Source organism: Corynebacterium sp. HMSC076C10, from assembly GCF_001812455.1.
GTDB classification, from domain to species: Bacteria; Actinomycetota; Actinomycetes; order Mycobacteriales; family Mycobacteriaceae; genus Corynebacterium; species Corynebacterium jeikeium_D.
Genome location: NZ_KV809100.1, coordinates 1 through 26096 on the forward strand (window position 1 = coordinate 1; position 26096 = coordinate 26096).

General features: G+C 60.2%; 20 protein-coding genes and 4 tRNA genes. 8 read left to right on the top strand and 16 right to left on the bottom strand.

Annotated features, from left to right (window positions below; genetic code table 11):
* Positions 1-98: 98 nt before the first annotated feature.
* The 4 genes from HMPREF2857_RS03155 to HMPREF2857_RS03175 form a co-directional block, all read right to left on the bottom strand.
* Positions 99-171: transfer RNA gene (locus tag HMPREF2857_RS03155), tRNA-Arg, on the bottom strand.
* Between the two features lie 232 nt (positions 172-403).
* Positions 404-4051: a phosphoribosylformylglycinamidine synthase gene (locus tag HMPREF2857_RS03160; RefSeq protein WP_070642705.1), complete on the bottom strand. Its 3648-nt coding sequence runs from the start codon at positions 4049-4051 to the stop codon at positions 404-406.
* 584 nt (positions 4052-4635) lie between these two features.
* Positions 4636-4711, bottom strand: a tRNA-Arg gene (locus HMPREF2857_RS03170).
* A 3-nt stretch (positions 4712-4714) separates the two neighbouring features.
* Positions 4715-4806: transfer RNA gene (locus tag HMPREF2857_RS03175), tRNA-Ser, on the bottom strand.
* 211 nt (positions 4807-5017) lie between these two features.
* Here HMPREF2857_RS03175 and HMPREF2857_RS03180 point away from each other — a divergent pair.
* Complete coding sequence (locus HMPREF2857_RS03180; protein WP_070642707.1) at positions 5018-6157, top strand: histidinol-phosphate transaminase; 1140 nt, start codon at positions 5018-5020, stop codon at positions 6155-6157.
* A gap of 14 nt (positions 6158-6171) precedes the next feature.
* On the opposite strand, the gene HMPREF2857_RS03185 is transcribed toward HMPREF2857_RS03180, so the two are convergent.
* The 5 genes from HMPREF2857_RS03185 to HMPREF2857_RS03205 form a co-directional block, all read right to left on the bottom strand.
* Positions 6172-7065, bottom strand: a complete 894-nt coding sequence (locus tag HMPREF2857_RS03185; RefSeq protein WP_246819593.1) for a hypothetical protein — start codon at positions 7063-7065, stop codon at positions 6172-6174.
* Positions 7058-7831 carry a hypothetical protein gene (locus tag HMPREF2857_RS03190; RefSeq protein WP_070595833.1) on the bottom strand — a complete coding sequence of 258 codons (774 nt, stop codon included), beginning with the start codon at positions 7829-7831 and terminating at the stop codon, positions 7058-7060. Before HMPREF2857_RS03190 ends, HMPREF2857_RS03185 begins: the two co-directional genes overlap by 8 nt.
* Before the next feature lie 287 nt (positions 7832-8118).
* On the bottom strand, positions 8119-8838 hold the full coding sequence (locus tag HMPREF2857_RS03195; protein WP_141752725.1) for a hypothetical protein: 720 nt from the start codon (positions 8836-8838) through the stop codon (positions 8119-8121).
* A 67-nt stretch (positions 8839-8905) separates the two neighbouring features.
* On the bottom strand, positions 8906-9697 hold the full coding sequence (locus HMPREF2857_RS03200; RefSeq protein WP_070642711.1) for a hypothetical protein: 792 nt from the start codon (positions 9695-9697) through the stop codon (positions 8906-8908).
* Between the two features lie 539 nt (positions 9698-10236).
* Positions 10237-10321: transfer RNA gene (locus HMPREF2857_RS03205), tRNA-Ser, on the bottom strand.
* A 197-nt stretch (positions 10322-10518) separates the two neighbouring features.
* Here HMPREF2857_RS03205 and HMPREF2857_RS03210 point away from each other — a divergent pair.
* Positions 10519-11487 (top strand): NAD(P)H-quinone oxidoreductase, encoded by a 969-nt coding sequence (locus tag HMPREF2857_RS03210; protein WP_070603645.1) that lies wholly within the window; start codon positions 10519-10521, stop codon positions 11485-11487.
* 16 nt (positions 11488-11503) lie between these two features.
* Here HMPREF2857_RS03210 and HMPREF2857_RS03215 read toward each other — a convergent pair whose 3' ends face one another.
* A complete protein-coding gene (locus tag HMPREF2857_RS03215) occupies positions 11504-12772 on the bottom strand; it encodes an aminotransferase class V-fold PLP-dependent enzyme (RefSeq protein ID WP_070642713.1) in 1269 nt (422 codons plus the stop codon).
* A 471-nt stretch (positions 12773-13243) separates the two neighbouring features.
* Between HMPREF2857_RS03215 and HMPREF2857_RS03220 the strand changes: the two genes are divergently transcribed.
* The 3 genes from HMPREF2857_RS03220 to HMPREF2857_RS03230 all read left to right on the top strand — a co-directional run bounded on the left by HMPREF2857_RS03220 (position 13244) and on the right by HMPREF2857_RS03230 (position 16303).
* On the top strand, positions 13244-14212 hold the full coding sequence (locus HMPREF2857_RS03220; protein ID WP_083310490.1) for a galactan export ABC transporter permease subunit Wzm/RfbD: 969 nt from the start codon (positions 13244-13246) through the stop codon (positions 14210-14212).
* 46 nt (positions 14213-14258) lie between these two features.
* Positions 14259-15041 (top strand): galactan export ABC transporter ATP-binding subunit Wzt/RfbE, encoded by a 783-nt coding sequence (locus HMPREF2857_RS03225; RefSeq protein ID WP_005510871.1) that lies wholly within the window; start codon positions 14259-14261, stop codon positions 15039-15041.
* A gap of 155 nt (positions 15042-15196) precedes the next feature.
* Positions 15197-16303 (top strand): glycosyltransferase, encoded by a 1107-nt coding sequence (locus HMPREF2857_RS03230; protein WP_070429125.1) that lies wholly within the window; start codon positions 15197-15199, stop codon positions 16301-16303.
* Positions 16304-16664: 361 nt separating this feature from the next.
* Here HMPREF2857_RS03230 and HMPREF2857_RS03235 read toward each other — a convergent pair whose 3' ends face one another.
* The 6 genes from HMPREF2857_RS03235 to HMPREF2857_RS03260 form a co-directional block, all read right to left on the bottom strand.
* The gene (locus tag HMPREF2857_RS03235) at positions 16665-17795 is read right to left on the bottom strand and encodes a PDDEXK family nuclease (RefSeq protein ID WP_070607258.1); all 1131 of its coding nucleotides are present in this window, start codon (positions 17793-17795) and stop codon (positions 16665-16667) included.
* 174 nt (positions 17796-17969) lie between these two features.
* Entirely contained in the window at positions 17970-19160 is a 1191-nt protein-coding gene (locus HMPREF2857_RS03240) for a hypothetical protein (protein ID WP_070642715.1), read from the bottom strand.
* A gap of 10 nt (positions 19161-19170) precedes the next feature.
* The gene (locus HMPREF2857_RS03245) at positions 19171-21093 is read right to left on the bottom strand and encodes a glycosyltransferase (RefSeq protein ID WP_070642716.1); all 1923 of its coding nucleotides are present in this window, start codon (positions 21091-21093) and stop codon (positions 19171-19173) included.
* A gap of 18 nt (positions 21094-21111) precedes the next feature.
* On the bottom strand, positions 21112-21645 hold the full coding sequence (locus HMPREF2857_RS03250; protein ID WP_070547045.1) for a GtrA family protein: 534 nt from the start codon (positions 21643-21645) through the stop codon (positions 21112-21114).
* A gap of 78 nt (positions 21646-21723) precedes the next feature.
* Entirely contained in the window at positions 21724-22707 is a 984-nt protein-coding gene (locus HMPREF2857_RS03255) for a hypothetical protein (protein WP_070549355.1), read from the bottom strand.
* Between the two features lie 51 nt (positions 22708-22758).
* Positions 22759-23379: a hypothetical protein gene (locus HMPREF2857_RS03260; RefSeq protein WP_246819594.1), complete on the bottom strand. Its 621-nt coding sequence runs from the start codon at positions 23377-23379 to the stop codon at positions 22759-22761.
* 52 nt (positions 23380-23431) lie between these two features.
* Here HMPREF2857_RS03260 and HMPREF2857_RS03265 point away from each other — a divergent pair, with 52 nt between their 5' ends.
* The 3 genes from HMPREF2857_RS03265 (at position 23432) to HMPREF2857_RS03275 (ending at position 26029) form a co-directional block, all read left to right on the top strand.
* The gene (locus HMPREF2857_RS03265) at positions 23432-23659 is read left to right on the top strand and encodes a hypothetical protein (RefSeq protein WP_070607249.1); all 228 of its coding nucleotides are present in this window, start codon (positions 23432-23434) and stop codon (positions 23657-23659) included.
* A gap of 113 nt (positions 23660-23772) precedes the next feature.
* Entirely contained in the window at positions 23773-25242 is a 1470-nt protein-coding gene (locus HMPREF2857_RS03270; RefSeq protein WP_005510894.1) for a decaprenylphosphoryl-beta-D-ribose oxidase, read from the top strand.
* Positions 25243-25267: 25 nt separating this feature from the next.
* The gene (locus HMPREF2857_RS03275) at positions 25268-26029 is read left to right on the top strand and encodes a decaprenylphospho-beta-D-erythro-pentofuranosid-2-ulose 2-reductase (protein WP_070642719.1); all 762 of its coding nucleotides are present in this window, start codon (positions 25268-25270) and stop codon (positions 26027-26029) included.
* Positions 26030-26096 lie beyond the last annotated feature (67 nt).

The following is a 26096-nucleotide window of genomic DNA, read 5'->3' on the forward strand; positions in this document are numbered from 1 at the left end:
CCCGGAAAAGACACACTTTTCTTTACTTAACCCCGGAAAACCATCGATAAGTCGGGCAGACAAAAAGACCCGCACCTTACCGGTGCGGGTCTGCGTTGTGCGCCCGAAGGGATTCGAACCCCTAACCTTCTGATCCGTAGTCAGATGCTCTATCCGTTGAGCTACGGGCGCATTTTGTTGTTATTCAGCGACTCTGGGGTAATTCCCTCGGCCCCTGCAACGAATAGATACTTTACTCATCCTGCTAAGTTTTACAAAATCGCCTGTTCAAGCAACCTTTTCGGCACTTATTCAAGTACATATTCGTTGCACATTAACAACAGGTTTCGTAGCGGTTACCCCGGCCTATCCGAACAGGACCGACCGAGGTACCCCTGACCGAGGTAACGGAGAAACCGAGGAACTACTCGCCGCGGACCCAACGGACAGCGTTGCCGAAAATGTCCTGCTCACCAATGCCCGGAATGTTGCGCATCAGGCCCTCCCGGAAACGCTCCGGGTGGCCCATCTTGCCCAGAATCCTGCCGTCAGCACTGACAATGCCCTCAATGGCGTAGGAAGAACCGTTCGGGTTGGCTGGCGCTGTCATCGTCGGCACGCCCTCGGCATCGCCGTCGGCATCGACGTACTGGAAAGCGACCTGACCGGCCTCGAACAGGCGGCGAGCCTCGTCCTCGGAAACCACGAAACGGCCCTCACCGTGAGAAACCGGCATGAGGTGGGTCTGACCTGGCTCGAAACCGCGCAGCCACGGGGAATTCACGGTCGCGACGCGAGTGGTGGCGATGCGGGACACGTGGCGCAGCTGGCGGTTGTGGGCCAGGGTCGGCGAGTCCTCGCGGAGCTGCGCAGGGTCGCCGTACGGCAGGAAGCCGGACTTGACCAGCGCCTGGAAACCGTTACAAATACCGAGCACAAGACCGTTATCGGATACGAACTCCTTGACGGCGGCTGCGACATCGTCGGAACGCAGGAACGCGGCGATGAACTTGGCGGACCCGTCCGGCTCATCACCCAGGGAGAAGCCACCGGAGAATGCCAGGATGTCGGAGTCCTGAAGCTTCTCGATGAACGCCTTCGTGTCCTCCGCCAGCATTGCCGGGGTCAGGTTGCGGATTACGTGGAACTCGTAGGTAGCGCCAGCAGCGACGAATGCCTCGGCCATGTCGTACTCGGAGTTGGTACCCGGGAAGACCGGCAGCAACACGTGGACATCCTTCTTGCCCGGGCTCTGCAGGTCAGTCTTGGTCTCGCTGACCTGGTTAGCGAACTCCGGCAGGGCCTCGCCCTCGTAGTCATTGAGCGGGAAGACCTCACGGTAACCGGACTCCATTGCCTCCAGAGCCTCGGCGACAGTGAAGGACTCCTCACCGAAGCGCAGCGTGCCCGACTCGTCGGTAGCACCGATCTTCACAGCACTTTCAACAGTCTGACCAGCCGGAACAGCCACAACAATGGAACCCAGTGGAGCCTCCGGGAGGGATGCCTCCAGGCCCACGCCATTGCCCACAGCCATGTTGACCAGGGTCGCAGCCAGATCCGCATTGGTAACAGCCGAGGCCGCAGCCGGACGCAGCTCGCGCACAGCGGCAAACAGTTCGTTGAGCTGCTCGTAGTTCGGCTCCCCGGACTCGAGTGGCTGGTGCGCAAACAGGTAGAGGTCGAAGTTACCTGCCGGGATTGCAGCAGAGACAGCGTCGGTCTCGTCCATCGCGGCAACTGCGAAGGTCACCAGGGTCGCCGGCACGTGCAAGTCCTCGCCGTAGGTGCCGGACATGGAGTCCTTACCGCCAATAGCCGCAACCTGGAAGCCATCCTGAGCCTCCAGCAGGCCAAGCAGAGCCTGCGCGACCTCGCCCCACCGCTGCGGATCCTGGTCCAGGCGCTGGAAGTACTCCTGCACACTCAGCCAGGCACCGCGCGGATTGCCACCGGCCGCCGCGAGCTTAGCCAGTGCCTCCACGACGGAGTAGGCACCCATGAGGTACGGGGACTCGTCGGCAAGCGATGGCGAATAACCCCAGGTCATGACGGACGCGGTGCTCGTGCCGCCATCGACCGGCAGCGTCTGGATCGACGCCTGCTCGTCGGTCTTCTGCGTCGCACCGCCGTACGGCATGAGCACGGTGGAGCGGCCGACGGTCGAGTCGAACTGCTCGATCATGCCCTCCTGGGAACCCGCCGTCGCCGCACGCAGCGACTCCAGCACGCTCGCCGGTGCCTGCTTTACGACGCCGCCCTCCGCAGCAACCATCTCGACGTTCTGGGCGCGGTCGGCGCCGTTGGTGTCGATGAACTCACGGGAGAGGTCGAAGACGACCTCGTCGCCCATGAACATGCGCAGTCGACCGGTGTTGGTGATGTCTGCCAGCGCGACGGCCTCGATGTTTTCTTCGGCAGCGGCGGCGATGATGAAGTCCGCATCCTCCGGGCGCACGACCAGCGCCATGCGCTCCTGGGACTCGGAAATTGCAATCTCGCGGGCATTCAGACCGGCGTACTTCAGCGGCACGCGCTCGAGGTGAATGTCGATGGAGTCAGCCAGCTCACCGACCGCAACGGACACGCCACCAGCGCCGAAGTCATTACAGCGGACAATCTTGGTGGCGACGTCCTCGCGGCGGAACAGGCGCTGAATCTTGCGCTCGTTGACCGGGTTACCCTTCTGCACCTCGGCACCGGAACGGCCCAGCGAGTCCTCATCGTGAGCCTTGGACGAGCCGGTCGCACCGCCGACGCCGTCACGGCCGGTGCGGCCACCGAGCATAATCACCACATCGCCCGGCGCAGGTTCGAGGCGCTTGACGTTGTCTGCCGGGGCAGCGGCGACGACGGCACCGAGTTCCATTCGCTTAGCGACGTATCCCGGGTGGACCAGCTCGCGCACACCAGTGGTGGCCAGACCGATCTGGTTGCCGTAGGAGGAGTAGCCGGCTGCGGCGCGGGAGGAAATATCGCGCTGCGGCAGCTTGCCCTCGAGGGTCTGCTCGCGCGGAGTGTTGATGTCACCTGCGCCGGACAGACGCATGGCCTGGTAGACCCACGAGCGACCCGACAGCGGGTCGCGGATAGCGCCACCGAGACAGGTGGAGGCACCACCGAATGGCTCGATTTCGGTCGGGTGGTTGTGGGTCTCGTTCTTGAACATGAGGAGCCACTTGCGGTCATCGCCCTCGACGTCGACATAGACGGAGCAGGCGTTGATTTCTTCGGAGACTTCCTGGTCATCCATGACACCCGTGCGACGCAGTTCGCGGCCCATGATGGTGCCCATGTCCATCAAGGAGCGTGGCTTGTGCGTGCGACCGTTGAGCTCACGCAGCTCGTCGTAGCGACGCAGCGCGCGATCCAACTGCGCGGCAAAGCGCGGCTCGTTGTTCTCGATGGAGGTCAGCTCGGTGTTGAAGGTGGTGTGGCGGCAGTGGTCCGACCAGTAGGTATCCAGCGCGGACAGCTCTACCTCGGTCGGAGTGCGGCCCTCGGAGCGGAAGTAATCCTGGATGGTCTTCAGGTCGGCCAGCGACATGGCCATACCGTCGGCTGCGAGCAGCTCGGCCAGGCCTTCGTCATCCAGCTCGGTGAAGCCCGGGTACTCGTTCAGCGGCTCGATCTCGCCCATGCTCGGACGGCGCAGGACGCTCAGGTTCTTCTCCCCCGATTCGACCGGGTTGATGAGGAAGGAGCGCACGGCGTCATTCACCGGAGCATCGAAAACGTACAGCGTTGCCGAGGTGATCTGCGCCTGCGTTTCCGGGCGGAGCAGGCGCAGGGCCTGCTCGGCGGCATCGGCACGCTGGTCGTACTGGCCAGGAAGCGGCTCGACAGCAAGGTAGTTCCCCAGCTCGGCGGGGGCCGGGAGCTCGACCAGCTCGTCGACACGCGAATCAGCAACTACCGACTCACGCAGCGCGACAAGATCCTCCTCCGTCGCATCGAAAGCATCGTAGAGATAGTAGATTGCCACCTCGCCGTCCTGGCCGATCGAGGACAGCAGCGTAGCTTCCTCATTGCGGAACTCGGGCTTACGGCGAACGGCTAGACGGGCGTCCATCAAGGCTCCTATCGAAATACGGGGAGGGCAACCGGGGTCTAAGTCTATTGCAACTGTTCAGGATAGGAAAATGTCCCCCGGTGCGCGAGGCGGCGCGGGGCGGCGCGGGGCGGAAGCGTCGCGGGGCGGAGGCCCCGATTGACCAAGTACAAGGCCAGGCTAATCGGATTCAGCCGGGCAAAGGCTGCGCGGGGGTGTTGGAGGTACGGCCGTGGCTGCTCAAGGAGGTGGCGAGTCGGGCGGCAGGTCCGGGTTGGTGCCTGTTGCTGCGCTTTGCTACCTGTTGCTGCGCGTTGCTGAAGCAAGGGAGCTGGTTCGTTGTCTTATCGATGCATAGTTCACCTTTCGATTCGCTATAGCCTGGCCACAAGTGAACAGTGCATCGACAAGTGCACACGTAGCACCCACAGCGCGCGCATAAGTGGCGCAAAACCATCGACAGGCCACGAGAAACCATCGATAAGTGACCGAACCCTGGCCACAAGTGAAGGACCGCGCTGCCCCGCCCCGCGATACCCCGGCTCGCGCTGCACTGCCAGGTAATAAAAACAAAAAGACCCGCACCTACAAGGTGCGGGTCTACATGGTGCGCCCGAAGGGATTCGAACCCCTAACCTTCTGATCCGTAGTCAGATGCTCTATCCGTTGAGCTACGGGCGCGTGTGGCGGAGGCGAGAGGATTCGAACCTCCGGCCCGTCGCAAGACAGGCAACTCCTTAGCAGGGAGCCCCATTCGGCCGCTCTGGCACGCCTCCAAAACCACTGGCATCGATCCCGCTTCAGCAAAGCTGTTCGCCATTGCGTGGACGAGACCAAATAACCGCAGCCAATCCTACAGAACACAAGAATTGAAAAGCAAAACACCCGCGGAGCCACCAAATACGGCGCCACAAATAGCGACCACACCTTGGGATTTTGCGGGGATTCTGTACTGCCCAATCCGGGCCATGTTCTACAGTTAGGCCTATGACCAACGATGCATCTTCAGTTCAGCCCAAAACCCGTGCCGACCTCGAGCAGGTTCCGGCCTATGTCCCGGGCAAGGCTGTGCCCGGCGCGCTGAAGATCGCGTCCAATGAAATGACTCAACCGCCACTGCCCTCGGTGGTGGAGGCCATCTCACAGACCATCGCTGACCCAACCACCAGCCCGAACCGCTACCCGGACATGGGCGCGGTTGACCTGCGCATTAAGCTCGGCGAGCACCTGGGTCTGCCCATGGAGCAGGTCGCGGTCGGCTGCGGCTCCTCTGCTCTGTGCCTGCAGCTCGTGCAGGCCACCTGTGCGGATGGGGATGAGGTCGTGTTCCCGTGGCGCAGCTTCGAGGCCTACCCCATTCTCGCTCGCGTCGCTGGGGCTACTCCGGTGCCGGTGCCGCTGGATGCGCAGGGTCGTAATGATCTTTCGGCAATGGCTGCCGCTATCACCGGCCGCACACGCCTGGTTTTCGTCTGTAATCCCAATAACCCGACGGGCACGACCATCACTCGCGAGGCTTTCGCGGAGTTTATGGCGCAGGTTCCGGGCGATGTTGTGGTCGCTCTCGACGAGGCGTACATCGAGCTGGTGGACGAGGCCACTCATGCTGCTACCCCGTTGGCGCATGAGCTGCTGGATACCTACCCCAACCTGGTCGGTTTGCGCACATTCTCCAAGGTCTACGGTTTGGCCGGGCTTCGTGTGGGCTACATGTTCGGCCCGGAGAAGCTTGTGGAGGCCGTGAATAAGGTCGCTATCCCCTTCTCCGTAAACACTCTCGCGCAGATTGCCGCGCTCACCTCGCTCGACGCACAGGAAGAGCTCACCGCCCGCATTGCTGAGGTCCGCGCACAGCGCGTCGCCGTCACCGAGGCCATCAACGCCGCCACCGGCCGCGAGACGGTGCTGCCGAATTCGCAGGCCAACTTCATTTGGATTGACGAGGGTCGGATCGCGGATCTCTCTTTGCTTGACGACGTCTCGGTGGCCACCACCACGGATCTCGGTGACTTCTTGGCGCAGCGCAACATTCTCATCCGCTACTTTGCCGGCGAAGGTGCTCGTATCACCATCACTACTGAGGAAGAGACCTCGCAGCTGCTGGCTGCGCTAGGAATTGAGCGCTAACAGCTATCGCTCAGCTAGCAGCTACCGGCGCGGCCGGTGGTCGCGCCACCGCTGCGCTCAATCGCCTTTGCGATGCGGTCAAGCATTTGCTGGCCGGTCTCATAGGTGCCGTCGTCAGGCTGGGCTGCGATAGCGACACCAACGAAGGTGCCCGGCTTCTTGCCCGGCAGATAGCCGAACTGTCGCACAAGGTAGACGCCTTCATCATCTGGGCCCCAACCGCCCTTGAAGTGGGCGCCGCGGATGCGTCCGAGGCCGTAGGACTGCTCGTCGGCAATCTGTCCCATGAGGTCAGCGACCTTTGGGCCCGCCTCGATGCACTGCAAATTGGCGCCGAAAATAGCCTGGTCGCGCAAATCCCACTGCGTCTGCCCGAAGACGGTGTATTCCGCACGGATGCGGTCAGTGCCCATGACGGTGCGGGTGTCGTGGCCCTCTCGGAGAATCTCGTCGGTGGTCGCGCCCGCGGTCGCGTCATCGCCCAGGAAGTACCACATGGACTCAGCCGCATCGTTATCGGAAACCGTGATTGCGGCTTCGACCAGGGAATCCACGCCCGATTGGCGCACATAAGCCACCGCGATGGGCACCTTGGAGGTAGACCAGGCCGGACCCGTTTTGAAGTCACCTGTGGCAACCACTTCGGAATCCTTATCCGGCGTTGCCAGAGCGGCGCCGGCCAGACCACCGAGTTCCTTTTGCGCGGACTTCACTGCCTCGACAACTTCGCGAGGCATCTCACCGGGCACAACTTTCCCGTCGGAGGATGCTCCGCCGGGGCCGTCGTCAAGCGGATTGGACAGCGTCGGCGACGGCATGTCCGCCGAGTCGGTGCCGATGGTGCAGGCGCTAAGGCCGAGCGTGACGACGGCGGTTGCGGCCAGAGCTACTCGGAGACGTTTAGACAATGTGCACCGTCGCATTCGTACCGCCGGTGCAAGTGACAACCTCACCGTTATCGCGGCAGGTCATGCTGTATGTCTTGCCAGTTGTTGGGCTGCTAGCGGTGACTGTACCGTTGAGCTTCTTCGTAAGTTGGTACTGCTCAACGAAGGAATTGCGGACGTTGGTGGCAAACTGACAGGTCGTCGTGTTACCGCCGACATCTTCTGCATATACCAAGTTCAAATCACCCGGATCGCCTGAGCCGGAGCAGTGGCGCCAATTCGATGGCGGCTGGAACCCTTCAGCGCGACGCTTCTGCTCAGCAGTCGACGACGTGGAGGAATCCTCAGCACTAGCTGACTGAACCGACTGGGGCGAGTTGCTGCCGGCCGAATTCACTCCCTTCGAATCGGAGAAGTAGAAGTAAGCCATTGCGCCGACGAAGAGAGCGACCGCAACGAGTGCCAGGACAATAACCGCGATGGTCAGCCCCTTGTTGTCATTGCGCGGCGCAGCAGCCGGACCAGCTTGCGGACCTGGAACATAGGGGGCAGGGCGGTATGGTTCAGGCTGCTGGGACTGTGGATACTGCTGCTGCAGATACTGGGTTTGCTGGTTCTGGGGCTGATAGTCCTGCGTTTTCCCCTCAGGCTGCTCCCACTGTGACTCATCCACAGCGCTCCACGCATTTGCCGGCGTATCAGCGGAGGGTTGATCATCTGACGTGCCCGGATTTATGCTCCACTCACCGAACGAGTCGTCCGAGTGGTTGCTCCGATTCGTTGCCATTGTTCGACCTTTTCCCTCAATACCGTCCGCCAGCATGACGCTGGGTTTGTATTACAGCAAGACCGAGCTTACCGGTTTTAGCAATTTGCCCGTATTGTTTCAGGCCACAGTACACGTTGGTCGGAGCAATTAAATTACCTCCGCAAAATTACCTGTGGCAGATTTCGGACACACGAAACCCCCGACCGCATGCGACCGGGGGTTTACGTTCTGCAATTCGCTCTCTATCTGGGGAAGTTTTTACTCATCCCTGGAGAACTGCCGCTAATCGCGACCTAGAACAGTCGTTAGAACGGCCACCACGACGGCTTCGCATTCTTGTTCACGACTACCTTTTCGCCGCCAACGACCCAGTTCGCGGTCGGGTTAAAAGCCGCGCCCAAGTTGGCGTAGCCGCCGTTGTCGAACTCACCTTCATAGCCTGGAGCCCTGTACGTGAAGTCAACGGAGACAGACTTCGAACTGCTGACAGTCGGGTTGTCCTTGAAGACACCGAGGAAGCCGCCCTCCGTCCAAGACAGGCGCACCTGACGATTACCGTTGCGCTCGGTGTTGACGTACTCCCCCTCCTTCAGCGTGTAAATACCGCCACCGAGGATATTGTCCTGCGACTGGCGAGTCACACGAACGAGCTCAAAGTCAGCCGGGATGTTGTGGCCGATTCCCCGCAGTTTGCCTTCGCCATTGACGCCGACGACCTCAATACGGATGGTGACCTCGTCACCCGGTCGGACCTCCTTACCGCGGATAATCTGCGAGTAAACATCAGCAGACCAAATCGGGCCACCGACAGTGCCGAGCTTCACCTTCGGGGCGCTCGAGCCCGGCAGGGTCAGACCAGGCGAATTAAGTCCTGGCGAGTTCAGACTCGGCGAGGGCAGACCCGGGGACTGTGCCATGGCAGGAGCGCCGAAACCGAAGGTCAAGCCAGCTGCGAGGGTAACTGCGGCAATGGCGGTACGGGAGCGACGTCGCGGACGAGAGGCCGCGATGTTCTTGGAGTGCATATTGCGCATGATGGGAAAACTTTCTGTGAAAACCTGAAAACAGGCGCGGTGGAAAAGCTGGAATTACTTAGCGGTTAATGCCCGGCGACGGCAGCCCCGGGGACTGGAAGCCCGGTGACGGCAGGCTCGGCGACTGCAGGCTCGGGGAGCCCAGCGAGCCACCTGGGACATCCGGAATACCCGGAATATCCGGAGCTGGCGCCTCTCGCTTCACAGTGAGCTTCGGCCCCATGTCATGCAGCTTCTCCACCGAATTGCTCGGGTTGAAGTGGATTTCGGTTCCGGTATTCAACGCACCGTCGGCAATTGCGTCCGTGACGCGGTACTTCCACTTGAAACTCACAGTCGACGTGGTCGGGGAACCCCATGCCTGTGTGATTCTGTCGGCTGCAAACTCCACCGCACCGTTGTTAACGATTTCCAGCCACTTGTCTGACTCGTTCTGGTTTGCCCACTCATCGTCGCCGACCTTGTACGTCGCCGAGTTGGCCACGTACTGCAGGCCATCCGGAATGACATCGGTCATGCGCTGAATGTAGGACTTCGCACCCCAGATGTTGTTGTCCGTGTAGGTCAGAGTAAAGGTCACGACATCGCCGGGCTTGACGACGGCACCCGCGACACCATTGACCTCAACGGATCGCGTCACATTGGAGTTCTTCCAGCTATGCGTCGCGCTGGAGGAACCAGTACCGGTGACTTCACCAATGGCGTCGGTGACAGTCTGAGTGATGGAATCAACGCTCAGCAGGTCCTGAGCATGTGCGGTATTACCGAATCCCGCAAAGGTCATACCTGCGGCTAGAGAGAGTGCAGCAATGCGAGCAATGCTGCGGTTACGTACGGTGCGAGTTGCCATCTGTCACGGGCTCCTTTTAACGATGCGAAGACTTGTGGTCGGAGTAGGCCAACATGGCGGTTCTCCAGCAGGAATGCACGCGTGATGCATCGGCGTGCGATTCACTTGGCGATAGTTAATACGACACCTATCGACGGCGGCAACAAGTAGCCATTTTTCGAACATCAACCTAAAAATCGAAAACCATGTCGCCACAGCAGTCACACCAGTCACATGTCCGCACATGCGTTACAGGTTTGGGCCGGCTGGAATACTTTTAACTATAGAAATACGCACTGCCCTGAAATGGCTGTTCCACACCGCTGCCAAAATTGCCCCCATTTTCCATCCCGCGACAAAACACCCCAGCTTGCCCCCTGTAACGCTGTTCAGGAGTATCCAAAGAGCCCAATTACATGCCCGTCCGACCACCCCATAACGGGGTTAACCACGAAAGCCTCCCAAAGGTCCGACTATCCGTCGCTGACCTCAGCACATACGCCAACTTTTAAGAGAAATGAAGAAACCCCCGGTAGAAAATCTACCGAGGGTTTCATCTGCGGAAGCAGGGGGATTTGAACCCCCGGAGGTGTGACCCTCGCTGGTTTTCAAGACCAGTGCATTCGGCCGCTCTGCCATACTTCCAACGCCAACATCATAACCGCATACCGCCGTAAGGCAGCAAACGCCCTCATAACACCCCTTGCCAGCACCTTTCGCAAGCCCTTCATCGGAAACCACACCCCAAGCATCCACCTCTACAGACATAACTATTTTTGCTAATTGCAAAAGAGGTTGAAATACCGCGTGCATAACCAGTTTTTGCATTACCTTTGAAGACTATGAAGGCAATCATTCAGACTGATCTTTCCAACCCCCGCGCCCTGGAATGGGCCGATGCTCCGGAACCGACTCTCGAGGATGGGCAGGTGCTGGTCAAGGTCAAAGCCGCTGGCGTAAACCGCGCTGACCTACTGCAGGCCGCTGGCCACTACCCGCCACCGAAAGGCGTGACCGACACCCTCGGCCTGGAGTGCGCGGGTGTCATTGAAGAGGTCAAGGGGGACTCCCAGGGCTGGAAAGTCGGCGACGAGGTCTGCTGCCTTCTCTCCGGTGGCGCTTACGCCGAAAAGGTCGCAGTCCCGGCCGGCCAGATTCTCCCCCTGCCACATGGCTACTCCTTCACCGAGGCCGCATCCGTCGTCGAGGTTGCCTGCACGGTGTTCTCGAATGTCGTGATGATTGCCGGCCTCAAGGAAGGCGACCTGCTGCTGGTCCACGGTGGCGCGGGTGGCATCGGCACTTTCGCTATTCAGATGGCCAAGCGGCTCGGTGCTCGCGTCGCAGTCACCGCCGGTTCAGCGGAGAAGCTGGCTAAGTGCAAGGAGCTTGGCGCCGACATCCTCATCAATTACAAGGAAGAGGACTTCGAGGAGATCGTCGCAGCTGAGGGCGGTGCCAATGTCATTCTGGACATCATGGGCGCAAAGTATCTCGACCGAAACGTCAAGGCCCTGGCAAAGGACGGCCACCTGGTCATCATCGGCATGCAGGGCGGCGTTAAGGGCGAGCTCAACATCGGCCGCCTGCTGAGCAAGCGCGGCTCCATCACCGCCACCGGCCTGCGCTACCGCGATCTCGCTGACAAGGCTCGCATCGTCAACGCCACAGAGGACACCATCTGGCCAATGCTTGCCGACGGCACCGTCACCCCTCAAATTCATGAGGTCATGGATATGCGCGACGCAGCCAAGGCCCACGAGCTGCTCGACAGCGGCGCGGTCAGCGGCAAGATTGTGCTGACCGTCTAGTTAACCGGCTGCCTAGCTAACCGAGCGAGGCAACTGCGCGCACGAGCTGGTCAATGTCGTGCGGCGTATTGAACGGCTGGAGGCCGACTCCCACGGCGCCTCCAGCCTCATCGATGCCCATGGCCTCCAGCAGTGGTGATTCATATGCATCAACAATGCTGGTCACCAGGCCATTATCCAGCAGCCTGTCCACGACTACCTTCGCCGACACCCCATCGACGAGGAAGCTAACGCGCGGAATGTGCTGTGCCCGCGACACACTCGCGAAAGAATCATCTTCGGTATCCATGCCGATGATGTACACCCGCGGCAGGGTCATCAACGCCGCAATCAGGCGTTCCGACAACGTCGTCAAGTAGCGAGAAACCTGCGGCATCGCCGTTTCAATGCGATGCCTACGCGACCCCCTCGCCGTGCTATCCAGCGATGCCAAGTGCAGCACCGATTCCGACACCCCGCCGAGCAATGCCGGCGACACCGGAGAAACCTCGATCCGCTCGACGCCGCGCACATTCGGCACATAGCTTAACGACGTCATGCGCTCGAACATCTCGGGATCCTTGAACACCAATGCTGCGACCTCAGGCCCGCCCAGCACGGAGGCATCAACCAGCATGATGTCGGCGCCCAGCTTGCTCATCGACACATCGCGGTAGGCGACAATATCCGAGGCATCAACCAAAACCCAGGCGTTGGAGTGCTCATGCACCCGCCGAGAAATGTCAGCTACCGGGGCAATGGTGCCAATGAACGGATCCGCGGCCGGGACGACAACGAGGCGAGTGTGCTCGTCTACGAGCTCGTCGAACTGCCAGGACGGCAACGTACCCGAGGACAAGTCGGCCTCAGCAATGCGGACTTGAGCTCCGTAGAGATTGGCTGCCCGGCGTAGTGGTGCGTGTACAACTTGCGAACCAATGCGAGAAATCACCAGGTTAGAGCCGAGCGTCAAGCGTCGACTCATTGCGGACGTGAACTGCTCCATGAGCACCTCACGCGAAGATCCCAACACCACGCCGGCGACCGGGCCGCCAGTGAGGTCGGCAAAAGCCCGGCGCGCACTGGCGGTTAGCTCCGCTGCAGCGGGAACGCCCGAGCTGCGCGACTGGCCATGAGCCCCCGCCCCAGTCTCACCAGGAAGGGACTTCTGGGCATTGCGAAATGCAGAAATCATCGCAGCCTGGACACGCTCGGGTACCTGGGTGCGTTGACCCGCATTGAGGTATGTCCACCCGTCGGAAAGCGACGAGTAAGCACCCCTGGTTGTCGGCACATCGAAGGCCATGAAAACCCTTTCCCGGTTTCGAATTCAAGCTGCGATATCTATTTCAGAGTTAACTGTGCAATCACCCACGAATCGAGCATCCATGCCCCGAACCGTGTATCGATTGCACATCTTAGTTGGAACCAATTCTATCGAAGCAACCCCCTATAGGATAATCTTTATCCCTTTTTAGTAGTTGCTTAAAATTGGACGAACTTTTCTTGCCTGTAGCCATGCGCAAGCACTCCCGATGCGTGAACCATATGCACCAGCTGCATGCCATAAAGCAGTTACAGCGGCGATTGTATGTAAGTTTTCCAGGGTCACATAACCAGTCACATAACCAACCGTGGAAACAGCCTCAGAAGCACCACGTCACCACCAATGACGACCGTCCCACGCGACCGTTGTTCGCCGTCACGACGTGGAATAATGGCTCGCCCGGTGCCGTCGGTATTCAATCTAAACCGCCCTAGCTAGTAGTTTGGAGACGTGACTAACGCAGAAAATGATCGCCAATCCGCAGCTGCAGCCGACCAGCCGGCCAATACTGTGCGCAATGGCTCCGCTATCCGCACGGAGGAAACTCTCCGTCGCGACATTGCGCGCATAACTGACGCAACAGGCGAGGCACCGGCTTTCAAGTCGCGTTCCCGCACCATGGGCGCTGCCTGGCGGGATCTAGCTATCGGCTTCGGCCAGCGCGAGCTGTGGCTGCAACTGGGCTGGCAGGACATCAAACAGCGGTACCGCCGCTCCACGCTTGGTCCACTGTGGATCACCATTGCCACCGGCGCCATGGCCCTCGCTCTCGGCCTGCTGTACTCGCTGCTGTTCCAGCAGGAGCTGGCGTTCTTCCTGCCACACGTGACCGTTGGCCTGATCATCTGGGGATTCATCTCCGGCTGCGTGCGCGAGGGCGCAACCGTCTTCATTGAAAACGAAGGCCTGATCAAACAGTTGCCCAGCGCGCTGAGCGTTCACGTCTACAGGCTGGTATGGCGGCAGCTGCTCTTCCTGGCCCACAACATGGTGATCTGGCTAATCCTCGTGCTGGTCTTCCGGCCGGATTTGGGCTGGAACTTCTTTCTGGTCATCCCCGCGATGGCGCTGCTGGTGGTCAACGGTGTGTGGGTGACGATGTTCTTCGGCATCATCGCTACGCGCTACCGCGACGTGGCACCACTGCTGGATTCCCTAATTCAGCTGGTGTTTTACATGACTCCGATTGTGTGGACCACCAAGACGCTGGAGGAACAGGGCGGTGCCGTCGCCGAACGCGCACGCATCGCAGAGATCAACCCGCTGTTCCACTACCTGGAAATCATCCGCGCCCCATTGACCGGCGAGCCGGTGGATACCTACCACTGGTGGATTGTCCTCGCCTGCACCGCAGTCGGCCTGCTGCTGGCACTCGGGGCTATGCGCCTGTGGCGCTCCCGCGTGAGCTACTGGGTTTAGGCCGCAAGGGCCGTCGTAAAGCGAATAGAACTAGCAAGGGATAAGCATGGTCAGCATTGATACTTACAACGCGTGCGTTGACTTCCCCATTTTCGACGCCAAATCGCGGTCGATGAAGAAGGCGTTCCTCGGCGCCGCGGGTGGTGCGATTGGCCGCAATGACTCCAACGTCGTGGTTATTGAGGCGCTGAAGGACATCAACATCCACCTGCGTGAGGGCGACCGCGTCGGCCTAGTAGGCCACAACGGCGCGGGTAAGTCCACGCTGCTGCGACTGCTGTCGGGCATCTATGAGCCCACGCGCGGTGCCGCCGATGTGCGCGGCCGTGTGGCTCCGGTGTTCGACCTCGGTGTCGGCATGGACCCGGAGATCTCAGGTCTGGAAAACATCATCATCCGCGGTCTGTTCCTGGGGCAGACACGCAAGCAGATGAAATCCAAGCTCGACGAAATCGCAGAATTCACCGAACTCGGTGACTACCTGCACATGCCACTGCGCACCTACTCCACCGGTATGCGCGTGCGACTGGCGCTCGGCGTGGTCACGTCCATTGAGCCGGAGATTTTGCTTCTCGACGAAGGCATCGGAGCCGTCGACGCCGCATTCATGGCGAAGGCCCGGACGAAGTTGACCGAATTGGTCGACCGCTCCGGTCTGCTGGTGTTTGCGTCGCACTCAAATGAGTTCCTGGCGCAGCTGTGCGACACGGCGCTGTGGATTGATCACGGTACGGTTCGACAGGCAGGGCTTGTCGACGAAGTGGTCGAAGCCTACGAAGGTAAAGAGGCCGCCGACCAGGTGCGCCGCGTGCTCGCGCAGCGACGGTAGCAGCTTCGCCGGGAGTCCGGGCGCAGTTCCCCATCGTGGCCGAGCGGGCGGCTGGCGAGCGGCTGGCGGGCGGCACGGATGCTTGGAATTGCCCACCCGGAGCAACATGGCAAGATAGACAGCAATAAAAACAGTAATAAACGGTACTTCCCCCGATGGAGAACGAAGTGAGCGAAAACTCGGCTGACCACCCAAAGCACGATGAAGCAGCAACGGCCGCAATCGTGGTGACTCACAACCGCATCGAGGACCTGCGCCAATCGCTTCCCATCGTTGCCAGCCAGACCCACATGCCGAAGTGGCTCATCATCGTCGACAACGGCAACGACCCGAAGGTCAAGGAACTCGCCGAGCAGGTGGCGGCGCAGCAGTCGTCGGAAAGCGGATCGGCGCCGGAGATTCACTACGTCGGTTCCAAGACGAACCTGGGCGGCGCTGGTGGTTTCGCACTGGGTATGCTGACTGCGCTGTCGCTGGGCGCGGAGTGGATTTGGTGCGCCGATGATGACGGGCGCCCGGAGGACTCCTACGTGCTGAAGGCGCTGCACAGCTGCGCGCGACGTCACCAGCTCGACGCTGTCTCGCCGGTGGTCTGCGACATTAAGGCCCCGAACAAGCTGGCATTCCCCCTGCGCCGCGGGCTGGTGTGGCGCCGTCATCGCGAGGAGCTTTTCGAAAGCGGCATCAACCCCAAACTCCCGGAAGTACGCGACTCCGAGGGCACGAAGTGGTTCACCAATTTCGCAGATCAGAAGGCTGCTACCGGGCTCGAACTGCCTAGCGACCTCGAGACCATCGACGGCAACCACGACCTCCTGCCCGGCATCGCATCCCTGTTTAACGGCGCACTGTTTAGCGCCCGCTCGCTGGAACAGCTCGGCGTTCCCGACTACCGCCTATTCATCCGCGGCGACGAGGTCGAATTCCACCGCCGCCTGGTCCGCTCCGGCCTCCGGTTCGGCACATGCTTGACGACGGCCTACCTGCACCCCTCCGGTTCGGGTGAATTTGTGCCCATTCTCGGCGGCAAAATGCACACGCAGTACCCGACCAATGACTTCAAGCGCTACTTCACCTACCGCAACCGTGGCTACCTGATGAGCCAGCCTGGCATGCGCAAGCTCATGCCACAGGAGTTCCTGCGCTTCGGCTGGTTCTTCCTGGTCCAGCGCCGCGATGTCCGCGGCTTCTACCGCTGGTTCAAGCTACTGAAGCAGGGGCGCGCGGAGAACTTCGAGCGCTTCGATCCAAAGTCGAAGTAGTTCGGGCTGGCGTTGCGGCTGGTGGGGCTGGTGGGTTCGGGCAAGCGCTGAGGCTGATGAGGCTGGTGGGGCTGAGGCTGTGGCGCTGGCCTGCATATTTGATCTCGCCCGGGTCGTGTAGTCCGCATTTCGAGTGCTCAGTGCGCAAAAGTGTTACCTAACCCCTGGTTCCCTTCTCCTCCACTGACATATCGATGAGGTATTCACTCATCGATGCGCTACAGCCTGCGCATAAGTGAATAGTCCTACGATAAGTGCGCGGGCCAGGCCAACAGCGTGGCCATAAGTCCTGAAAAGTCATCGACAAGTGGCGGAAAGTTGGCCATAAGTCAGCACAATTGCAATAGGTCAGCAGCTGAACTTAGCCTGAGTCGCGCGAGGCCGGTGCATTTTCCAGAAGCTGCAAACGCTGCTTACGCTCCTGGATTCTGGACTCACGGAGCTGCCGATCTTTATACGGGACAGTGGCTTGACGAAAACGCCCAACTTCGGACGAAAATACCAACCCACCTGCCTGAATGCGCTGCCTCTGCCGAATAGCGAACTGTCGCAAGACCTCCACGCAGTCCCCATTAATGACCTGTGACCATTGGAAGCGGAGTACATCTAAGTGGAGGTTTCGCAGACGCTTCTCGCGAGCTTGCTCTTTCAGAAGCACAGTCTCCGTAGCTGCTACCCCGCCACCGGAATACTTAGTCAGCCCATCGAACTCAATGATCAAATTCAGATGAGGCACATAAAAATCGACGCGCCCAATGAATCCTTCACTGTCATAGAACTCGACTTGCTGCATGAGCACGCATTTTTCGTCGTAAAGCGTGGCAATTCCTGAGTCGATTATGCATTTCTTTGTGATTGACTCACCGATGGTTTCGCTGTGTGCGCTGGCAGTTCGAAGTAGCTCGCGGGCGCGGCGGGTACCCGGCGAACGTGGGTAATTTGTGAGGACGGTGTGCAGTTCTTCGAGGTCACACCACTGTCGCAGTGCGGTGTCAACGATGACTGGCCCGTTTTCGGACTCGGCGGTGCGGCAGATATCGATGACGGTTTTCGGCACATCGGTAACGCAGCGCCCACCAATGCGAACGATGTCTTGTTCGAGGATTCTGTCACCGACATGGCGCAATCCGCCGCCAGGTCGGCGCAGGCCGGAATTGGCAAGCGCGATTGTGGCATTTCGAACAAGCAACGGGATGCCATGCAACGCAGCGGCTGCTTCACCCGTAATGATTGTCCCGGAACCTGGCTTGACCAGTGCCTTTATCTGCAGTTGAAAACGTTCGAATGCTGACAGCGCATTCCAGCGAGAGCACTCGATGTATGTGCCGTACGCCAGTCTGAGCAGGGATCCATCTCGAATATTTGCGCTTCCGACGTGCCCGTGCAGATTATCCAGCTCTGACTTGGCACTGACATATTCACAAGGATGCTTGATTTGTTTCTGCGAAGCCGCGTGGATGAGGCCATCGGAATCGTAAGTCCAGTTAGGCATTGGTTTAGGCACGCTCCCCGAGGTGGGCTACAGGAATTCACGCATTGGAATTAGTGCCTTTAGTTATGGTCGACCCCGCGGAAATTGGCAGCAGAAAAGCCGCCGAATTGCCCGTTTCTGTGGACAATTTGGCGGCTGTGGATAACTAGCTGCGGACACCCAGCTGTCGCTTACTTAGTACTTGGCGCCGTCCTCAACTGCGAGACCGAACGGAATGCCGGTGTCTGACGGCCAGTACTTCTCGTCAGCTGAGAAGCTAATCGTTACCCTTTCCCCGTCGCTGTGGAGACTTGGGTTAATCACGACATGGTCAATAGTGCGTGTCTCAGATTCATTACTTCCTGCAAGCTTTGCTGTCACTTCAGTTGGCTGGTCGAGAACCAGAATCGCAAATTGTCGATCGTCGGCAGTATGGGGGTTGGGATCCTCACGCTGCTGATAAGCGAGAACCTCGGCTCGATTCTGGAAAACCTTCACAGTACCGGTCACGGTCTGCTGGCCGCTGGTTCCGTTGCTCGACCCCTGCGAACTAGAACCCGAAGCCCCAGACTGCGAACCCGAACCAGCCCCCGACTCCGAAGCCGACTGCCCCGCCGTCGGATTCGGGCCACCGTTGCCACCGTTACCACCATCAGCGCCAGTACCATTCGAGCCCGAGCCCGGCGCGCAGTCATTACCAGCAGCAATGGCCTCGACGACATCCAGGTTGTCAGCCGGAATCCAGTTAAACTGTTCGAACTCCCCGGCACCCGGATTCGCAGGCGTTTCCACCAGCTCATTGCCCTGGCGCGTCACCAGCAAATCTTCCTGATCGCGCCCCATCCTCTCTGCAGAAAACGAGAACATACCCGGCTGACCAGTAGCTCGCTGAAGAGCGCGACGTACACCGCCCACAGAAGTCACGCCGTCATGGTAGGAATTCTGAAACTGAATTTCCTGACCATTCTCGTCAACGCCGTAGACACCAATCGCATCAATTTCGGCGCTCATCGCACTTGTGCCATAGTTCAGCACCAGCTCGGGCACGCACCCATCATCAAGATGCACGAGCGCATATTTCATCGCCCCACCGGGGCTAACTTCTCCGACAAAAGTCTGCAGTGGCGCCGGGTTCGCCAGCACCTGCTTGTACACAACGACGGCCTTCTCCGCCTGCGCCTGCACCTGCGCATCGCCATTTTCGCTTGACGACGACGCCCCACCCTCGGCAGCCGCCGAATCGCCACCTCGATCCCCAGAAACCTGGAGGAAAAGGAACAGAGCCAGCAACAGGATAATCAGCACCAATAGCACCAAAATGGCGATGAGCTGCTTGCGGGTTTTGCCACCTGAGCTAGTCGAAGGCGTGGGTGTGTGCGTGGTCATGATTGAAGAACTACTCGCCCTGGAAGAACTTTTCCCAGTTGTCTTCGCTGGTCAGCGACGGCACGGCGGCACGCCACTGCTTCGCAAGGTCGTCCCACTTGGAGGACAGTTCGCGCATGAGGCTGATGGTCTCGGCGCGCATGGACTTTTCCTTTTCCAGGTCGCGGACCAGGTGACGCACACCGTTCTGGGAAGCATCGGTAACCCACACGTCGTCAAAGGTGGAAATGTGCCACCAGAAGGAGTCCTCGAAGGCCACAGCCACCGGACCCGGGCGCTTCTTACCCATCTGCGTATAAGCCAAACGCTTTGCCATCGTCTTATTTTCGCTGGAGATCTCGTGTGACGGCGGGCGAACTGGGGTCAGACCACCCGGCATCTCGTGCATCGGCAGCAGCTCGGTCTCCGGGAAGTTCTTTCGACCAGCGGAAATGCGAGCGAAGTCGCCCTGCGATGCGTTCTTCAGCACCTCCGGTCCACGCAGCAGGTCACGAACAGCTTCCATCTGCGTCCAGGCCAGACCGTAGCGCATAGAGACTAGGTTCGAGAGGATTCGTCGTGAAGCGACGTTGACCATGTCCTTTGCGGTGACATCGCCGTGCATGGTGGCGGCGATAAGCGAGTTGCGCAGGCCGAAGTACTGGGCGGCGTTTTCGATGTCCTTCCAGTAGAAATCGGCGTGCCAGACGGCGGCGCCCGGAATGGTGTCAGTCGGGTAGCCGGCCTTGGCGGCGCGGAAACCGTAGTCGATGTCGTCGTACTGGAAGAACAGCGGCAGCGCCAGGCCAATCTTCTTAATGACCTCGGACGGCACCAGGCAGGTCCACCAGGCGTTGTAGTCAACGCCCAGGCGACGCAGCTGGTGGTACTTGCGCACGTCCACGTCGGCGTAACCGAACTTGGGGTCGTTCTCCTCGACCGTCAGCGCCTTCCAGTTGTAGGTCTCGCCGGTGCGGAAGAGGCTGGTCGGGTTGAACAGGAAGAGCATCTGCGCACCGAGCAGCATCGGCTTTTCCGCGCATACGGCCAGGGCGGATAGGCGCAGGGTGGTTTCGGGCTCGGGGCGGATGTCGTCGTCGGTAAGCAGCACCATGCAGTCGCCCGCAGCGGTGGCGTCGCGCATGCCGCGGGAGAAACCGCCGGCGCCGCCGAGGTTCGGCTGGTGGACAACGTTCAGACGCTCGCCGAGGATTTCCTTGGCCTGGATGAAGTCGGCTTCGTCGGCCGGGTGCTGTTCGCCCTGGTCAACGACGCGGATGGTGCGAACGCGCTCAAGGGCTGGCAGGTCCTCTGCCAGCGTGGCGACGGTTCGAGCACAGTCAACCGGTCGGTTGTAGGAACAAATGACCAGGTCAGTCGGAATATCGCGCTTGATAGCCGACTTGGGCACAACATAGCGGACATCGGAAATCTTTGCGCCTGCGTCCTCGGTGTCGAAGCGCAGGTGAATGGCACCGCCATCGGCGAAGCGGTCCAGCGGGACGGTCAGACGCACCTCTTCATTGGCAGAGCCCGACATTGGCGAGTGCTCACCGGTCCAGTTGCCGTCGGCATCCGAGCCGCCCGCTGCCCAGGAGTCCTCCAAGCGGAGGTGGCCCCCAATATCTTCGGTGTAGGCCAGCACACGCGCGGAACCGACCACGCGCGCACGGATTTCGACCTGCTTAATTGAGGTCCAGCGCTGCCAGTAAGAAGCTCGGAAGCGACCGAAGTAGGTGTCAGTGCGCACCACGGTGTGGCGACCGAGTGTGATCGAGTTACGGGTGGCCTGCACCGAGCTGTCGTAGGCGCCAACGCCTTCGACTCGGTAGTACAAATCCGGCTCCACCCAGTCTGCGGGCGGAGCAAACAGCACGCGCTGAATAGTCAGCATGTCAACATCGGTTTCGGCGGTCAGCTGAGTGGATTCCTTATTAGAAGCAGTCGAAGTCACGTCCCCCAGCGTATCGCGCTATTTCACACGGAAGATGAATACACGCTGAATGATGAAGTTAATTACCGTCGCAACGCCCTGTGCGACGACGAATGCGCCGAACTGTGCCCACTGCGCGTTCCAATCCCAGGCCTCGACAAGCCAGGGCTGCAACACATTAAAGATGCCGACCTGGGTGGCGTAGGTAATCAGGTACAGCACCGCAACTGCCAGCACCTTCTTCGCCGAGGACTTCGACTTGAAGGTCCAGCGGCTGTTAATGATGTACGCCGTAATCGTGCCGAAAACCCAGCCGACCGTCTTGCCCCAGAAGTTGGTCGCCCCGAAGGCGTTGAGCATGATGAACGTCAGGCCGAAGTCCACCACCGCCGCGATGACGCCGGAGATAATAAAGCGCATCATCTGCACTTTCAGTCCGTGCTCGTCCTTGGCCTCCGTCGCCATTGGCACTGCGGCCGAGTCCTCTACGACAAAACCGTTTTCGTGGGAGCCGTTTCCGAGCTTGCCGTTGTCGCGGTTCGGGTTTTCATTTGCTGTTTCATTCGCTGACACGCCTAGGAATTCTAGGCCACCGGCCAGCTAACAAACAGCCAGCGCGAACATAAACAAGCAATAAAGAGGAGAAAAAAACTAACGTCGCAGCGCCTCACGCAGTAGATCCAGCCGCTCCACCGGCGAGAGCGTATCCTCCCCAGCTAGCCCCAGCGCGCTCATCTCCGCCCAGCTAGCCGCTGCCAATTCCTCCACGTCCTCGCCGGATAGCGGGATGCCCTCGTCGCTCTCCCAGCCGAGGCGCTCCATGACATGCGCCGCCACATCATGCCGTAGCTCATCCGAGGTCAGCGCCGCCAAGCACAGCAGCTCCACCAATGCCGCATCGTGCCCGGCTGGGTCTTTCTCGGCGTCCTCTATAGGCAATGCGCGCAATCGCTTAACGACGCTCTCCCCCGCCTCCCCGGTCAATTCCAGCGCGGTTGCTTCCGACCTCTGCAGGTCCAGAGCCTGTAACAGGGGCACGAATTCAAACACCCCCGACCTCTCGATGATGTCCACGATATCGGCACGAGCGGTGGCCAGCGTATTTTGAATAGAGTCCCGTCCGGTCAATTCCCTATTGATTGCGGCAATATCTACCGGCTCCTCCGCGTCCACATCCCCCAGTGCGCGGATTGAACCCGAGCCACCGATGCACAGGGCATCCGGGGTGGCCTCATCGCGGGCAAAAGCTTCTCTGACCTGCAAGGTATGTTCCCACAGGCCCCACTGCCAGATAAGGGTATCGCCGGGACTTTGCAGCACCTCGGCAACTGTGGTGGACAGGGGAACATCGACGACTCCGACCGCTGCGGGTCTGCCGCCAGTCACCAGCTGCGCCGCAGACTCCACCGCAGAGCCGGGCAAATGGAACTTCGTCGGCACGCTTTCCTCGCCCCACCCAAAGATGACTGCTAACACGCGGGACAGGCTTCGCAGATCCATCTGGTCATTGACCCCGAAGACGCGGTGGGCACTGCACGGTTCTTCCTCTAAAGAGGCACCGATAATGAGCGTGGCCGGTTCCGTGGCCACGCGAACGCCTGGGAAGGCGACTACGTTATCGGTCTGTGCTGCCATACCTCACAGCGTACGCAGGAAAAACAATGTGGCCTGGATGGCAAAAACTCGCTACAATGCGCGCGTTTTTACCAGCGGAATCTGGCGCGGCTCCGCACCCCACGGCTCTACCAAGTACTTGCGACGCAGGCGCTGCGACTCCACCGCGGTCCACTGCGCCACCAGCTCTTCTACCCCGCGGGCAAGCCCCAGCACCGGCCCTGCGACCTTTTCGCCAACATGCGGAAAATCAATAACCTCCACGTCGTTGACCTTGGGAAACCGCGGCTCCGTCAGATTTCCCTTGCCGGGCTTGGCCTTCTCTTCCTTCGCGGCGGCGCGCAGCTGTCCGATGTGGTCACGAATGCCGGCCACGGATGCCGGCAGGTCAATCACCGTGGCCCCCGCCTGCTCAATCGCTTGCGATAGCAAGTCCGCACCCTCAGCACCCTCAGCGCTCTCTGCCGCAGCGTCACCGTCACCATCGCCCGCGGTCACAGTTGCAACAAAGCAACCGGTGAGCAGATTGGTGGCGGTCTCCAGGGCTCCGTCGTCAAGCGGATCCACCAGCCATGCACCCGACAACCTCTCGCCTGCAAAGGACGGCGAGAGCTCCACATGCCAAATGACAACGGGCGATGTGGAACTACATACGGCAAGGGTCTGCGGAGTAGCAGCGGGCGTGGACGTCATGAGGTTGATGGTATCGCGAGTGGCGGATTCGAAGCGGGGTAGCCTGTATCGCATGTTCGACTTTTTTAAGAAGAAGCCGCGCGAAACCATCAACATGGCCGCCGAGTACACCAATACCCCGCTGTCGAACCAGATGGTCATGCTGTTCGCCGAGGAACTGCCCATCCTCGACAGCACAGAGCGCGCACAGGTCTACCGCGTACTCGAGGCCTACGACGGCCCGCAGATCACCTCGCAGGAGATGCTGCCGGAAGAGATCCGAAAAATTATGGATCTATAGCCTCTCCGTACATTTCGTTCGCTTTCCGACGGCCCGTGCGCGGCCTCAAGCGTGACCAACACCTCGGAGCGTCACGGGCGACGGAGCCGGTGCAAAGGGGTAGCCTAGCCTTGATGTCCACTAACACTAACGGCAAGTCCAGCACCGATGCTTCGAACGGTGCCTACGGAGCCGTACACACAGAAGCCAGGACCCTGACCGGTTGGGGTCGTACCGCCCCCGCTAAGTCCCAGGTGCTGTCGACGCCGGACTTGGATGAAATCGTTAACGCCGTCAAGGCTGTCGCAGACCAGAACTCCGACAAGCCTGCCCACCTGCGCCGCGGTGTGATTGCCCGCGGTATGGGCCGCTCTTACGGCGACCCCGCCCAGAACTCGGGCGGTCTGGTCATCGACATGCAGAAGCTCAACAAGATCCACTCCATTGACCAGGAGTCGGCGATTGTTGATGTCGACGGCGGTGTCACACTGGATCAGCTGATGAAGGCCGCGCTGCCCTACGGCCTGTGGGTGCCGGTACTGCCGGGTACTCGCCAGGTCACCATCGGTGGTGCCATTGGTCCGGATATTCACGGTAAGAACCACCACTCCGCAGGTTCTTTCGGCAACCATGTGCTGTCGATGGAGCTGCTGGTCGCTGATGGCCGTATCCTGCACCTCGAGCCGGAGGGCTCCGCAGATGATCCGGACGGCAAGCTGTTCTGGGCAACTGTCGGCGGCATGGGCCTGACCGGCATTATTGTCCGCGCTCGGATCAAGATGACCAAGACCGAGACGGCCTACTTCATCGCCGATGGCGACATGACCCACACTCTGGACGAGACCATCGAGTTCCACTCCGATGGCTCCGAGGAAAACTTCACTTACTCCTCCGCGTGGTTCGATGCCATCTCGCCGGAGCCGAAGCTGGGACGCGCCGCAATCTCCCGCGGTTCGCTGGCAACCCTGGCTCAGCTGGAGGAATACGCCCCGAAGCTGGCCAAGGACCCGCTGAAGTTCAACGCTCCGCAGCTGGTGACCGTGCCGGATATCTTCCCGTCCTTCACCATGAACAAGCTGACCATGATCAGCATTGGTGAGCTGTGGTGGCTGAAGTCCGGTACCTACCGGAACCAGGTGCAGAACCTCACGCAGTTCTACCAGCCGCTGGATCTCATCGGTGAGTGGAACCGCGGCTATGGCTCCAAGGGCTTCCTGCAGTACCAGTTCGTTGTTCCGCGCGAGGCCGTCGAGCCGTTCAAGGAGATTGTCCGCGATATCCAGCGCTCCGGCCACTACTCGGCACTGAATGTGTTCAAGCTGTTCGGCGAGGGTAACCGCGCTCCGCTGTCCTACCCGATGCCAGGTTGGAACGTCTGCGTGGACTTCCCGATTAAGCCGGGTCTCGGCCAGTTCCTGGACGACCTCGACCGCCGCGTCATGGAGTTCGGCGGCCGCCTCTACTTGGCTAAGGAGTCGCGCACTTCCGCCGCTAACTTCCACCAGATGTACCCCGAGATGCAGAGCTGGCTGGACACCCGCAATGAGATCGACCCGCACGGTGTCTTCGCCTCTGACATGTCGCGTCGACTGGAACTGCACTAAGACAACCGAGAGGATTTAAGCCCCAATGATTAATGCTGTAGGCGCTGCCCAGTCCATCCTGCTGCTCGGCGGCACCAGTGAAATCGGTCTGGCGATCACCGCCGAGTTCCTGAAGAAGGGCTCGGCCAAGGTCATCCTGGCTTCCCTGCCAAACGACCCCCTGCGCGAAGCCTCCGCCGAGAAGATGAAGGCCGCCGGCGCTTCCGAGGTGGTCACCCTCGACTTCGACGCAACGGACTTCGACTCCCACCCGGAGGTCGTCGATAAGGCATTTGCCGACGGCGACGTGGACATCTGCATCGTCGCGTTCGGCATGCTTGGCGACGCCGAGGAGCTCTGGCAGAACCAGCGCAAGGCCGTCCTGGCTGCGAACATCAACTACACCGGCGCGGTGTCTATGGGTGTTCTGGTTGGTCAGAAGTTCAAGGCGCAGGGCCATGGTCAGTTCATTGCCATGTCCTCCGTTGCTGGTGAGCGCGTGCGTCGCTCCAACTTTGTCTACGGTTCCACCAAGGCCGGTCTGGATGGTTTCTACCTGAACCTGGGTGAGGCCCTGGAGGAGTACGGTGTCAAGACCCTGGTTATCCGCCCTGGTCAGGTCCGTACCCGTATGTCCGCTGACGTGGACGAGGCTCCGTTGACCGTGAACAAGGAAGATGTCGCCAAGCTCGCAGTGAAATCCGTCGAGGCCGGTAAGACCCTGGTCTGGGCTCCGCCGGCATTCCAGCTAGTGATGATGGTGCTGAAGCACATCCCGCGCCCGATCTTCAAGAAGCTGCCGATTTAAGACTCGAACAGCAGAGCTTTACAGGGTATTTCCGCGCTGACTCTCAAGTTTCTTGCATCCGTTTCGA